9 protein-coding genes are annotated in these 14,047 nt (G+C 56.4%); 8 read left to right on the top strand and 1 reads right to left on the bottom strand.

The window, feature by feature from the left end:
• Window positions 1-155: 155 nt before the first annotated feature.
• From CK501_RS11355 to CK501_RS11340, 4 genes are all read left to right on the top strand, one after another.
• Window positions 156-1,598: a P-loop ATPase, Sll1717 family gene (locus tag CK501_RS11355; RefSeq protein ID WP_095617861.1), complete on the top strand. Its 1,443-nt coding sequence runs from the start codon at window positions 156-158 to the stop codon at window positions 1,596-1,598.
• Between the two features lie 97 nt (window positions 1,599-1,695).
• The gene (locus CK501_RS11350) at window positions 1,696-2,901 is read left to right on the top strand and encodes a hypothetical protein (protein ID WP_095617860.1); all 1,206 of its coding nucleotides are present in this window, start codon (window positions 1,696-1,698) and stop codon (window positions 2,899-2,901) included.
• Window positions 2,888-4,660 carry an ATP-binding protein gene (locus tag CK501_RS11345; RefSeq protein WP_095617859.1) on the top strand — a complete coding sequence of 591 codons (1,773 nt, stop codon included), beginning with the start codon at window positions 2,888-2,890 and terminating at the stop codon, window positions 4,658-4,660. Before CK501_RS11350 ends, CK501_RS11345 begins: the two co-directional genes overlap by 14 nt.
• 48 nt (window positions 4,661-4,708) lie before the next feature.
• The gene (locus CK501_RS11340; RefSeq protein WP_095617858.1) at window positions 4,709-5,725 is read left to right on the top strand and encodes a hypothetical protein; all 1,017 of its coding nucleotides are present in this window, start codon (window positions 4,709-4,711) and stop codon (window positions 5,723-5,725) included.
• Between the two features lie 64 nt (window positions 5,726-5,789).
• Here CK501_RS11340 and CK501_RS11335 read toward each other — a convergent pair whose 3' ends face one another.
• Window positions 5,790-9,098 (bottom strand): methylmalonyl-CoA mutase family protein, encoded by a 3,309-nt coding sequence (locus CK501_RS11335; RefSeq protein ID WP_095617857.1) that lies wholly within the window; start codon window positions 9,096-9,098, stop codon window positions 5,790-5,792.
• A 368-nt stretch (window positions 9,099-9,466) separates the two neighbouring features.
• On the opposite strand from CK501_RS11335, the gene CK501_RS11330 reads away from it, so the two are divergent.
• From CK501_RS11330 to CK501_RS11315, 4 genes are read left to right on the top strand one after another with little or no spacing between them, the layout of a single operon-like run.
• The gene (locus tag CK501_RS11330) at window positions 9,467-11,617 is read left to right on the top strand and encodes a TonB-dependent receptor (RefSeq protein ID WP_198949494.1); all 2,151 of its coding nucleotides are present in this window, start codon (window positions 9,467-9,469) and stop codon (window positions 11,615-11,617) included.
• A 7-nt stretch (window positions 11,618-11,624) separates the two neighbouring features.
• Entirely contained in the window at window positions 11,625-11,924 is a 300-nt protein-coding gene (locus tag CK501_RS11325) for a hypothetical protein (protein WP_143421425.1), read from the top strand.
• A complete protein-coding gene (locus tag CK501_RS11320) occupies window positions 11,925-13,460 on the top strand; it encodes a PepSY-associated TM helix domain-containing protein (RefSeq protein WP_095617855.1) in 1,536 nt (511 codons plus the stop codon).
• Window positions 13,453-13,764 (top strand): DUF3325 domain-containing protein, encoded by a 312-nt coding sequence (locus tag CK501_RS11315; RefSeq protein WP_095617854.1) that lies wholly within the window; start codon window positions 13,453-13,455, stop codon window positions 13,762-13,764. The genes CK501_RS11320 and CK501_RS11315 overlap by 8 nt, the downstream gene beginning before the upstream one ends.
• Window positions 13,765-14,047: the final 283 nt, after the last annotated feature.

Below are 14,047 nucleotides of genomic sequence, written 5' to 3'. Positions count from 1 at the left end.
GGGCGTAGGACTCACCGGTAAGGGGACGTTTTAAAACTAAAAATAGATTTTTAAAAAGTTGTCGAACGGGTTCATCTAGAACGCAGTTCGAGGGTATATCGCGTGACATGGTGTGATAGCAGTTAAAAGACAAATAGAGAAATTTAGAGGTCCATATGGAATTTGACGAGTATCATCTGCAGCGACTTTTTGGGCATGAAGCAGCCGAAAGCGAAGACCCTGAACGGCTAAAGGAATACTACTTCAAAAGTAAATTGTATAAACAAGTAGTGAACGACCTACCTCTTAGAATAGTGGTGGGTCATAAAGGCATTGGTAAGTCGGCGCTTTTTCAAGTGGCGATTGATGAGCAATCAAAGTCCAATAAACTTACTCTTTTAATTAAACCCAATGATGTTGAGGGGATAGGAAGAGATACCTCAGACTTTTTAGGTTTGATAAGTGAATGGAAGTCCGGAGTAAACGAAATAATAGCGAGAAAAGCTTTGGAGTCGTTTGGGCTTCTCCATGAAGGTTGGCGTCAGAAATTAAACCAATTCGGTGGTGTAGCCCTAAACTTCTTGGAATCTACCCTTCGGGCTGATGAAAAAGTAAATTTAAGTGAATCAAAAAAGGCCGTAATAAATAGTTTTCTGAAGGATAATAAAATATATGTGTATATAGACGACTTGGACAGAGGTTGGGAAGGTAAAGAATGGGATATAAAACGGATTTCTGCATTGCTCAATGCAGTAAGAGATATCTCTACAGAAAATCGAGGGATATTCTTTAGAATAAGTTTGCGGTCGGATGTTTACTTCCTTTCTCGAACATCAGATGAATCGACAGATAAAACTGAAGGATCGGTTATTTGGTATCACTGGAGTAATCATGAAATATTGGCACTTCTGGTAAAGCGTATTGAGAGTTATTTTGGGAGGGACGTTGACGAAAAAGACTTGCTGAGAAAAGATCAGTGGGAGTTAATGAAGTATCTTTCTCCAGTTATTGAAGAAAGGTTTATGGGGAAGGGTCACTGGAATAATGCACCAATGTACCGAGTCTTGATGTCTTTGATTAGGAAGCGCCCTCGGGATCTTGTTAAGCTTTTAACGTTAGCTGGGCGTGAAGCGAATAATGCAGAGGATGAAATAATAAGAACATCCCATCTCGAAAGTATATTTGAAAGCTATTCGCAGGGGAGGTTGCAGGATACATTTAATGAGTACAGATCGGAGTTACCTGATATAGAACGATTAGTGCTTGGCATGAAGCCGACAAAAGTAGAAAGAAGGGCTTCAGAAGGTTATGTGTATTCTACAGACAAGCTTCTCAAAAAGATTTCTGCTATTGAGGAGCAAGGCAGTTTTAGGTGGGCAAAAGGCTCTATCGCAACAACAAAAGAGCTTGCGGCATTTCTTTATAAGATAAATTTTTTAACCGCTAGAAAAGAAATGAACAAAGGGATCGATAGGCAGTATTTTGAGGAGAATCGTTATCTGTCGAACAAGTTTGTTGAGTTCGGGTATGACTGGGAGGTGCATCCGGCCTACAGATGGGCTCTTCAGCCCGATGATCCCAAAAAGATATTTAATGAACTCAAGCTAAGTGCAAACTAGCTTTGTAACGATCCAGCCCCCAATCCTAAATTCCTCAGGTTTGGGGCTCAAACTCTGACTTTAACGTTGGGGAGCATTAAGATTAAGGAAAGGCGATATGCCCCGTACTGCTGACTATACGATTCAAGGCTTCCTGTATCAGTTTAATAAGACTGCTTTAGAGATATTGGGAGCGGAAGAAGATGACGAAGTCACAGTCGAGGGCATTGTTGAAGATATTGAGGTGGCTACCCCTACGACGGTGACGGCGGTCCAGTGCAAGTACCATGAGGCGAGCACATCCTTCACTGCGAGCGCAGTGTACAAGCCGTTGCTCCAGATGCTAAAACACTTTTCTGATAATCAGGAAAGGAACATACGCTACGTCCTGTTTGCCCATTTTTCTGGGGTCCCTACGCCGGAACCTTCCATTGATAAGGCTACCTTGGTAGCAGCCTTGAGTTCCAAGGATAAGGAACTTGAGAAGCACATTAGGGTAATACCTTCCCATATCGATCTTGATAGTTTCTTAGGCCGATTTACTATGGAGTTCGGTCCTTCCTACGACGAAATAGTGAAGCGCGTCTTTGAGCAGCTAGAGGCCAGTGAGATTCCAAAGGGCGACATTGAGACCCTAGTATATCCAAATGCGATTCACATGATCGCTACGCTCAGTATTAAGCATGACGAAGCGAAGAGGAAAATCACGAAAAAGAAATTTATTTCTGATCTACTGGCTATCCGAAAGACGGCCATTTCCCGATGGACGTTGGCGCTCAAGACCCGAGAAAAATTGATCCAAGCACGTCGTAAGCAGCTCAAAATTAATCTGGATAAAAATGCGCGGCTTCGCTACTTCATTATTGATCCCAATAGTATCGAGGATTACCACAGTGAAATTGTTATTTTTATATCCGACTATATAGACAAGTATCACTTTAAGCCTGCGCACATTAACACACCCACGTTTTGCCTCTGTGCGGACCGAAGCGAGATTCAGGATATCCAGCACCGCTTGTACCAGAAGGGTATTGTGTCTAATGATGGTTATCTGGGCGGGCAGTTTGAAGAATCTTATTTTTTTCGAGAACCGCTGATTTCAAAAGGCGCTGGTGGAGAGACGAAACGTGAATTCAGTCTCCGTATCCTGAGTTGGGAAGATCACGGCAATGTCTTGAACAACCGGAAGTGTGATGATCTTTTCATAGTTGGTGAACCGGACTGCAATTCACTCGATACCGTCGATGTGAACGTCGAACGGCTGGCAGGAGCCTCCATGAAGGAAATCAAATACGTTATGGGAGTAAGTAATGTCTACGAATAGCATCGGGAAGGTTCTATCCTGCTCCCCAGAAGCAATCATTGTTCTAGTCGATGACTTACAAGTGTTCGAAGAGCACAAGGAGGAGCTTCAAGTAGGACGGTTTTTGCAGATCGCACAAGGAAATCATGATTTTACCATCGCTTCTGTGCGCAATATCCGCGGGGTTCATGGGGAGGACACAGAGGGACAGCCGAAGTGGCAATTTCACATTGAATGCCAGGCAGTAGGGACGCTTGTTGACGGTAAGAAGTTTGAGCGCGCAAGTGTTTTGCTGCCGGTTCCTACTGAGCCAGTGTTCGCGGCAGGACAAGAAACATTGAGCATGCTCTTCGAAGGAGATTCGGACTATCAGTTCCCCCTCGGCCATCTATCGCTGAACAAGGCAACACCCATGAAGATTCATGGGGACCGGTTTTTCAGCAAGCACATCGCAGTCGTGGGGTCTACCGGCTCTGGTAAATCCAGCAGTGTATCTAGGATTCTGCAAGATGTGGTGGGCATAGCCGATGAAAAGAATTCAAGGCTCGGTAATCAGAACAACTCCCATGTTGTCATCTTTGATATCCATGATGAGTATACGGCGGCCTTTACTCTGGAGGCAGAGCAGAACTTCACTTTGAATCGTTTGGATATAGATAGTCTTCAGCTTCCTTACTGGCTTATGAACTCCGAAGAGCTAGAGAGTATGTTCATCGAGAGTAATGAGCAGAGCTCGCACAATCAGGTGAGCCAGTTTAAACAAGCTGTCATTATGAATAAGGAGCGACACAACCCGGGAATCCAAGAGATGACTTACGACACCCCGGTGTACTTTTCGATCAAGGAAGTTTATCGCTACATTGAAAACATGAATCGTGAGGTGATTGGGCGTTTGGCCGGTGAGGATAAGCCCAAGCTGGAAGACGGGACACTGGTTGAGGATCGAAAAGACTATTACTTTGACAAAAAATGCGTCTTTGTTGCCCCGAATAGTGCAGCCGCAACGAAGGCGACAAATGGTCCATTTAACGGTGAATTCAACCGCTTCGTATCACGACTAGAAGCCACGCTTTCCGACAAACGCCTACGCTTTCTGCTTGATCCAGCCAAGGCCGACGGGACTCCTTTCGAGACAGAGGATTTCGAGGAGATCATGAGAGAGTTCCTCGGTTATATCAATAAAGCTAATGTCACAATCGTAGACCTGAGTGGGATTCCCTTTGAAGTCTTAAGTATTACAGTCAGCCTGCTCTCACGTTTGATTTTCGATTTTTGCTTCCACTACTCGAAGTTGCGTCACAAAGAGGATTGTCTGAATGATGTGCCCGTTATGATTGTTTGCGAGGAGGCGCACAACTATATTCCGCAGAGAGATAATGCGGCATATCGGGCATCCCGAAAGTCGCTGGAGCGTGTCGCGAAGGAGGGGAGGAAATACGGTCTTAGCCTTATGGTTGTGAGCCAACGTCCGTCAGAGGTTTCGGAAACAATCTTTGCGCAATGCAACAACTTCGTCGCGCTCAGGCTGACCAACAATGCGGATCAAAATTACGTGAAAAGGCTTTTCCCGGATAACTCGAGCGGGATTACGGATATCCTTCCAAACCTTGCGCCCGGCGAATGTATTGTCGTGGGTGACGCTGTTCTGCTTCCCGCCGTTGTCCAGATGCCCTTGCCAAAGCCTGAGCCTCATTCACAGAGCGTTTGCTTCGACAAAGAATGGAAGAAGCCTTGGCGAGATGTCACCTTCTCCGCAGTAATAGATCGCTGGAGAACATAGTGGTGTACTCAAAAGGGAGCTCTACGGGACAGCGAACGATGAGCACAAATGCGCATAACCGAGTGTCTATTTTTCGTAGTTGGGATTAATTGGAGGAGTGAGATGGAGCAGCGGTTGTTGCAACGCTTGTTCGCCCACAGCGACCCCGCCACGCCAAGGTTTGCCTACCAAAGCACCGTCAACTGGATGGCGGCCTTGTCTATCTTGTGCGACTCGGAAGCCTTCTCCCCGGAAGCAATGCGGTCTTTTTATTTGGCCGTGCCCCGCCGAACCGTTAACGAGGAAGCTGACACTTGGTGCTTCGAAAACGTCTTTATGATGCTCCACAATATGGAAGCTCTAGGAGAAATGTCTAGGAAGTGCGAGCCTCTTCCTGTAATCCGGTCCGCGATAATCACCTGGTATTACACGATCTATTACGCCGCAAGCGGCATGGTGGCGGCTGCTTCCGGCGCCAAACCAGAGACACACGCTGAGACTGCGAAAACCTGGCACTCAGATATTGCTATCAGAGGGCATGCTATAGGTCCGTTCGGCTTGCATCTGAACACCCTAGTTCCGAGAGAGGTCAAGGCAGAGGTGGAGCGGCTAAGAGAAGGCAACAGGTTTGCGTTGACAAAGGAAGCTACTGATGAAGCTGACGCGTGGGGAGCTTGTGTTGCATACCTGAGTGGAACAGCAGGATACGAACAAGAAAAAGTGGAGAGGCTGGTTCGAGCTTCGCGTCAGTTTAAGGAGCTAGGTGTCAGCAACTTTAAGACCAAGAGGGCTGCTCAGCTTAGGGATGCGCGACTGGGCAAGAAACCGGTGAATTTTTTGACGCAGGCCTCCAGGTACCGGGGTAAAGCAAACTACAGAGACTCAATTTACTTGTCCTATGGTGCGAACCGGACAGAGACCCTAAATACTTTCCTTTCGAACTTAGACAATGTCGCATCAAGTTTTGCAACTATGGCATGTCGATATATGGCACGCAGGGTTGAGAAGGGAGCTTGGGAGCGCTTTGTCGAGGACTTGGACAATAATTCCCAGATCACGGTTCGGCATGATGTCTTGGGGTATTAAACCTAAACTGTCGGTGGAGTCCACTTTGACATGCGCTGTTTAATCATAGAGTTGTTTGGCGGAGTCACATATTCCTCCGATACTCCCCCCCAGCCCGATAAAACACCTCCGAAACCTCCCCCAACGAACAATGCTTAACCGCGTCCATCAACACCTCAAAGGTATTCCCCCGGTTCGCCGCCACCTGCTGTAGCTGCTCCAGCCAGTAGTCTCGTTGGCTGTGGTGAATCCCCTGGAACGCCCTGAGTTGATCAATCTGCTGGTGCTTTTCTTCGTCGTTGGAGCGCATCAGTTCCAGTTCGCCGCCGGCTTCCTGGCCTTCTTTGGGTTTGTAGGTGTTCACGCCGATGATGGGCAGGCTGCCGTCGTGTTTGCGGTGTTCGTACACCATGGATTCGTCCTGGATCTTGCCGCGCTGGTACATGGTGTCCATGGCGCCGAGTACGCCGCCGCGTTCGTTCAGCCGTTCGAATTCCTGGAGTACGGCTTCTTCCACTTTGTCCGTGAGCTGCTCGATGATGTGCGAGCCCTGCCAGGGGTTTTCGCAGGCGTTGAGGCCGAGCTCGCGGTTGATGATGAGCTGGATGGCGACGGCGCGGCGCACCGAGTCTTCCGTGGGGGTGGTGATGGCTTCGTCGAAGGCGTTGGTGTGCAGGCTGTTGCAGTTGTCGAAGAGGGCGTAGAGCGCCTGCAGGGTGGTGCGGATGTCGTTGAACTGGATCTCCTGGGCGTGGAGGCTGCGCCCGCTGGTCTGGATGTGGTACTTGAGTTTCTGGGCGCGTTCGCTGGCGGCGTAGCGGTTTTTCATGGCGCGGGCCCAGATGCGGCGTGCCACGCGGCCGATCACGGCGTATTCCGGGTCCATGCCGTTGCTGAAGAAGAAACTCAGGCTGGGGGCGAAGTCGTCGATGTGCATGCCGCGTGAGAGGTAGTACTCGACGATGGTGAAGCCGTTGGCCAGGGTGAAGGCGAGCTGGGTGATGGGGTTCGCGCCGGCTTCGGCGATGTGGTAGCCGCTGATGGAGACGCTGTAGAAGTTGCGCACGCCGTGGTCGATGAAGTACTGCTGGATGTCGCCCATCATGTGCATGGCGAATTCCGTGGAGAAGATGCAGGTGTTCTGGGCCTGGTCTTCCTTGAGGATGTCCGCCTGCACGGTGCCGCGCACCTGCTTGAGGGTGGTCTCGCGGATGCGTTCGTAGGTCTCGCGGTCCACCACTTCATCGCCGTTCACGCCGAGCAGTCCCAGGCCCAGGCCGTTGTTGCCTTCCGGCAGGTCGCCCTTGTAGCTGGGGCGGTCGCGCTTGGCGATTTCCTTTTCCACCCGTTCCCACTGGCCGGTCTCGTGGAGGTGTTTTTCCACCTGCTGGTCGATGGCGGCGTTCATGAAGAAGGCCAGGATCGTGGGCGCCGGGCCGTTGATGGTCATGGAGACGGAAGTGGTCGGGTCGCACAGGTCGAAGCCGGAGAAGAGCTTTTTCATGTCGTCGACGCTGGCGATGGACACGCCGCTGTTGCCCACCTTGCCGTAGATGTCCGGGCGTTCGGCGGGGTTCTCGCCGTAGAGGGTGACGGAGTCAAAGGCGGTGGAGAGCCGCGCCGCGGGCTCGCTCAGTGCCAGGTAGTGGAAGCGGCGGTTGGTGCGCTCAGGCGGGCCTTCGCCAGCGAACATGCGCGTGGGGTCTTCGCCCTGGCGGCGGTAGGGGAAGACGCCGGCGGTGTAGGGGTAATAGCCGGGCAGGTTTTCCCGCGCCAGGAAGCGCACCAGTTCGCCCCAGTCCTTGGTCTGCGGCGGGGCGACCTTGGGCACCTGGAGGTCGCTCAGGGTGGTGCTGTAGTTATCGCCTTCAATGGTCTTGTCGCGCACCTGGTACTGGTAGTGCTCGCGTTCCACGCCGGCTTTCTTTTGGGGCCATTGGCGCAGTTCCTCCAGCCAGTGCGGGTCGATGCGTTGCAGGGCGTCGTTGTACTGGCGGCGCAGGGTGGCGATGGCGTCGTTGCTGTGCTCGGTGCTGGCGAAGGGTTGCAGCGCCTCGGGCAGGGCGTCGTCGTTCAGTGCTTCCAGGGCCTTCCACGCGGTCTGGGCCTGTTGCGCGGCTTCGGCCATGCGTTCGATGGCCTCGCCCGTGGCGCGGTTGTCCTCGGCGATGTCTGCGAGATAGCGGGTGCGGTGGGCGGCGATCAGCGGGTGGGTGTCCGGCAGCGTCCAGGGGAAGCGTTCGCTGGGCTGCCATTCGAGCCAGTCGGCCAGGTGGGTGAACAGGGCGCTGACGCCGGCGTCGTTGAACTGGCTGGCGTTGGTGGCGAAGACGGGGATGTTTTCATCCGCCACCTCGAACTGCACGTGGTTGCGCTTCCACTGTTTGCGCACGTCGCGCAGGGCATCGAGGGAACCGGCGCGTTCGAACTTGTTGATGACGATGGTGTCGGCCAGGTCGAGCATGTCGATTTTTTCGAGCTGGCTGGCGGCGCCGAAGTCGCTGGTCATCACGTAGAGGGAGTGGTCGACAAAGTCGATGATCTCGGAGTCGGACTGGCCGATGCCGGCGGTCTCGACGATGACCAGGTCGAACCCGGCCTGTTTGAGGTAGCGGATGGCGTCGTTGAGCACGGCGCTGGTGGCCTGGTTTGAGCGCCGGGTGGCCATGGAGCGGAAGAAGACATTGTCGTTGCGCAGGCTGTTCATGCGGATGCGGTCGCCCAACAGGGCGCCGCCGGTGCGCCGGCGTGTGGGGTCGATGGCGAGCACGGCCACGCGCTGGCCGGGGCAGAAGCGCAGGAAGCGGTTGATGAGTTCGTCCGTGAGGCTGGACTTGCCGGCGCCGCCGGTGCCAGTGATGCCGAGGACCGGGGTGCTGCTGGCCGGGATCTCGCCGGTGTGTGCTTCGCCTTCGATGGCGGAGAGATGCTGGGCGATGCGGGCGACCTCGGTGGGGGTCTGGCTGCTGCCGTGTTGGCGGCGCTGTTCGGCGCGTTCGACGACGTCGTCGATCATGGCGACGAGGCCTGAGTTCAGGGTGTCGTTGGGGTGGTAGATGCGTTCGACGCCGTAGGCTTCGAGTTCCTGGATTTCGCCGGGGGTGATGGTGCCGCCACCGCCTCCGAAGACGGCGACGTGGCCGATGCCTTCGTCGTTGAGGCGGTCGATGAGGTAGCGGAAGTACTCGTTGTGGCCGCCCTGGTAGGAGGAGACGGCGATGGCGTCGGCGTCTTCCTGGACGGCGGCGCGGACGATGTCGTCGACGCTGCGGTTGTGGCCGAGGTGGATGACTTCGGCGCCTTTCTGCTGGATGAGGCGGCGCATGATGTTGATGGCGGCGTCGTGGCCATCGAAGAGGGATGTTGAGGTGATGAAACGGAGTGGGGTTGTCATTGTTGTCGCTAGCCTGCCTGAAAGGACTGCCCCGCTCCATGGCCTATAGGGTCAGTAGTGCGATGTCCCGTTGTAGGAGCGAGCTTGCTCGCGATTGTTTCAGGTCGCTTGCGAGCAAGCTCCTACAGGTTTATCGGCAATTCTGATCATTATGGATGGCGAGAAACCCGGGATCACTGGCCAAATGACCCATAAAAATGGTTATTAAGTGACATTCCCGTGGGTGGTTTCTGTTTAGGTTTATAGGAATATGCATTAAAAGCAGTTGATAACCATTACTAACGGTATTAGGATTGCATCCTCTTAATCTAGACCTCAGTGGTCGGACGGATGAGTTGTGCTGTCACCTGAAGAAACAAGGAGTTCCGATGCAATCAGAGTCCCGACGACGCCGTTTTCTGGCCGTGACCATGGCGTCCACCCTGTCGCCCTGGTGGATGATGGCCGCGGTCGCACCCGCCCATGCCGGGGAGAAAGATCTATCGCTGGCGCCCATCACCGTTTCCGCTACCCGTGCCAAGACGTCTGAAGGCGAAACGCCGCAGAAGGTCACGGTGATCACGCGCGAGCAGATTGAGCGGCAGCAGCAGTTCACCCAGGACCGGGGCCAGATCCTCAATAACCTGATCCCGGGCTATTCGCCGGGCCGCCAGAAGCTCACCAATTCCGGCGAAACCTTCCGGGGTCGGGAGGCGCTGATCATGGTGGACGGGGTTCCCCAGTCCAACCCGCTGCGCGACAGTGCGCGGGATGGCTATACCATTGACCTGGACATGGTTGAGCGCATCGAGGTGATCCACGGGGCCAGTGCGGAGCACGGCCTGGGCGCGACCGGTGGCATCATCAACTATGTGACCCGGCGCCCCGAGAGCGGGCAGCTCAACCAGCATGCGGGTGTCCAGATGACCACGGACGATGGCGTCCATGGCGAGGGCACCGGGTATAAGCTGAATTACCGGGTCAGCGGTCAGCAGGGGGACTGGGACTATCAGACCGGCGCCACCCTGCACGAGCGCGGCCTGTTCTACGACGGCAAGGGCCGCACGGTGGGGATCGATGAGATCTCCGGCGAGGTCCAGGACTCCACCAGCTACGATGTGTTCACCAAGGTGGGGCATTGGCTCGACAGCGAGCAGAACGTTGAGCTCTCGGTGAACCATTTCAACCTGGAGAGCAACAACGATTACGTGGCCGTGCCCGGCGACCGGAGCCAGGGTACGCCGACGACCTCACGCGAGGGCACGCCTGTCGGCGACGCGCCCTTCAACCGCTCCACCACCGCGAACCTGGCGTACAGCCACAGTGACTGGCACGGCAACCAGGTTGATACGCAGCTGTACTACCAGCGCTTCCGCGCCCAGTTCGGGACCCATCCCACGGCGTTTCCCTATGAGGATGAGGACGGCAATGATCGCCTGGACCAGACCCGGACCGAGTCGGACAAGGTGGGGGCCAAGTTCACCTTCACCCGGGAAGGGATGATCGATGACCGTCTCGACCTGACCACCGGGGTGGATTTGCTCCAGGATGAAACCCAGCAGATGCTGGTGCAGACGGGGCGCACCTATGTGCCGGAGTCCCAGCTGCACAACGTGGCGGCCTTCCTGCAGGCCGATTTTGCGGTGACGGATGCGCTTTCCGTGCATTCCGGGGTGCGCTACGAGTACGCGCAGCTCAATGTTGAAAGCTATAACACCATTGACCGCAGTGATGTCACCCAGGACCTGGTTCAGGTTGATGGTGGCAGCCCGGACTTCAACGAGACCCTGTTCAATGTGGGCGCCGTTTACCAGGTGACGCCCGGCTTCCAGGTGTTTGGTAACCTCTCGGAAGGCTTCGGGCTACCGGATGCGGGGCGGGCGCTGCGCGGTATTGATCAACCCAACCAGGACGTGGATTCCCTGGTCCAGCTGGTGCCCATCGTCACCGACAACCGCGAGATTGGTGTCCGCTTCAAGGGGCCGAATTACCGGTTCGAGGCGAGCTATTACGAGTCAAACTCCGATATTGGCGAGCGCCTGACCCAGGAGGGCACCACCTTTGTGGGCAAGCGCGAGAAGGTCGAGATCCAGGGCGTGGACGTTAACGCCGAATGGGACCTGAACGAGGCGCACACCCTGGAGCTGCTTTACGCGTTCAACCAGGGCGAGTCCGATACCGACGGGGATGGCAGGGTGGATACCGATCTCACCGGCTTCAATGTGGCGCCCGAGCGGCTGACGCTGAAGTGGCAGGCACTCTGGGGCGAGCGGTTCTCGACCCAGTTGCAGGGCAGTCACAACTTCAACGATACCAACGAGGATCAGTCCAATCCCAACCTCCGGCACTTCCGGGGCTATACCCTGGTGGATGCGGCCATGAGCTACCGCCTGCCAGTGGGCAAGGCGAGCCTGGGCATCGAGAACCTGCTGGATGAGGACTACATCACCTACTATTCCCAGACGGCGCGGGATGGGGCCAACCAGTTCTTCGCCGGACGTGGCCGCACCTTCACCCTGGGTTACGAGGTGGACTTCTGAGACAGCAATGAGCACGAGTGGCGGTATGGCCCAGGGATGGCTTCGCACGGTTCAACGGATTGGGCTCGCGGTGGCGGGTGGTTACGGATTCAGCCTGGCGGCGGTGGTGCTGCTGGCCTGGCTGTTGAGTGCCGTCCTGCCGCGCAGCGAGGCGGTCGTACTGGCCGCCATGCTGGGCTTCCTGGTCTACCTGGGGGTATCGCTCTGGGCCTTTGCCGAACAGCGCCTGCTCACGCTGTGGCTGGTGCTGGGTGGCGGGAGTCTGGCCGCCTGGGTGATGGTGAGCCTGGCGCCGGGGGTGGCCTGAATGGTGGCCTCCTGGCGTGAATCCATGCGCTGGCAGCACACCTGGGTTGGGCTGGTTCTGGGGGCGCTGCTGTTCGCCATCTTCTGGATGGGCAGCCTGAGTGTGTTCGATAAGGAAATCGACCGGTGGATGATGCCGGCCACGCGGCTCGAGCCGCCCGAGTCACTCTCCCTGGCGCCGGCCCTGGCCAGCGCCCGGAAGGTGGCGCCGGATGCCTCGCGCTGGCGCTTGATGCTGCCCACTTCACGCTCGCCTCAGATGCGGCTGTATTATCCGGATGCCGGGGGTGACCTGCAGTTCGTTGACCTGGAGCCCGGCACTGGCCGACCGCTGCCCCCGCAGGGCACGCTCGCCGGCAGTGAGTTCATTTTTCCATTCCACTTCTCGTTGCACCTGAAGGCGGGGCAGCTTGGGTACTGGCTGGTGGGACTGGCCGGGATGGCCATGTTGTCGCTTCTGGTCTCCGGCCTGGTGGTTCACCGCAAGCCGATTCAGGACCTGTTCACCTTCCGGGCGCACAAGCGGCTCGGGCGTGCCAACCTGGACCTCCACAACCTGACCGGGGTGGTCGGCCTGCCGTTCCATTTCATTATGACGCTCTCCGGGTTGGTCATCTTCGTCAACATCTACTTCCCCGATGCGGCCACGCTGGCCTACGACGACGCGGCCGATCCCCAGGGGCGCTTCATCGAGGAGGGCCTGGGCCGTTTCAGCCGTCCGCCCGCCGGCGAGCCCGGTACGCTGGCTCCCCTTGAGCCCATGCTTGAGCGGGCCCGCGCGGCGTGGTCGGGCGAAGGGCCGGCGTTTGTCCGTGTGTGGCATCCGGGCGATGCGGCTTCCTACGTGGAGATGCGGCGTTCCAACCAGAACATGGTGCGCATCAACCGCGACCAGCTTTATTTCGATGGGGGCACCGGCGAGGTGCTGTTCCGGTTCGAGGCCATGCCGTTGATGAAGACCCAGCGCTTCATCAGTGGCCTGCATTTCATCCAGTTCGACCACTGGCCCCTGCGCTGGCTGTATTTTGGCGGGGGACTGTCGGGCTGCGTGATGATCGTCACCGGCTTCATCTTCTGGCTCCAGGCCCGGCGCAAGCGCCATGCGGGGCAGGGCGCGTTCCGGCTTGTTGAAGGGCTCACGGTCGGCTCCGTAACCGGCATTATCCTGGCCACCCTGGCGTTCTTCGTGGCCAACCGGCTCCTGCCGCTGGAGGCCCGCTTTGCCGGTTATGAGCGGGCGGCCCTGGAGGTCTGGGTCTTCTTCCTGGTGTGGCTCGGCGCCTTCGTCCATGGCTGGCTGCAACGCAGTGATGCCTGGCGCGGGCAGTGCTGGGCCATAGCCATGCTGGCGGTGGCGGCGGTGGCCCTGAACGCGGTGACCACCGGCGATCACCTGCTGAAGACACTGGCCGAGGGCTACTGGCCGGTGGCGGGTATGGACCTGATGCTGCTCGCCGGGGCCGCCGTGGCCGTGTGGAGTGCCCGGCGGCTGACACAGCACAGGGCCGTCAGGCTCCGGGAGGTGGAGTTTGGTTGACGGGCTACTGTTGCTGGCGGTATTCGCCTGCGCCTACACCGGTATGGCCTGGCTGGCACTCAGCCAGGAAAGGCACTGGCGCGCGGTCAGGGGCGGAACACCCGGCCGCGCACGCATCCGGCGGCTTCGCCTGGGCGGTGCGCTCTGGTTGCTGCTCTCCCTGGTCTGGGCGCTGCTGCGTGACGCGGCTCATTTCGGTGTGCCGCTGTGGGTGATGGCGCTCGTTGCCGGTGGGTTTGCAGTGGCCCTGGCTCTGACCTGGAAGCCCCGTTGTATTGAGGTCGTTACGGCGTTACGTCACTGAATGGCCTATAGCGTTCAGTAGGGCGATATCCCGTTGTAGGAGATGGGATAAAGCGGGCAGGCCTTGATCGGGCCGGAAGGAAGAGGACAACCTCCGCCAATGAGAAACGAGGTCACCCGAAGAGCCTCAGCAGAAGAGGAGGTTGTCCGATGAATTACGCTGGCATCGATCTGGCTTCCAAATCAAGTGCTGTTGCCGTTGTGGATGAGCAGGGCAATGTCATGGAACAGCGGGAAGTGGCCACCGACGCCGGGCAGTTGGCCAAAGTGCTGGCCCCGTTTAC

This window comes from Halovibrio salipaludis, from assembly GCF_002286965.1.
In the GTDB taxonomy this organism is placed as follows: Bacteria; Pseudomonadota; Gammaproteobacteria; order Pseudomonadales; family Oleiphilaceae; genus Halospina; species Halospina salipaludis.
This window is presented reverse-complemented; position numbering and strand designations above follow the sequence as displayed.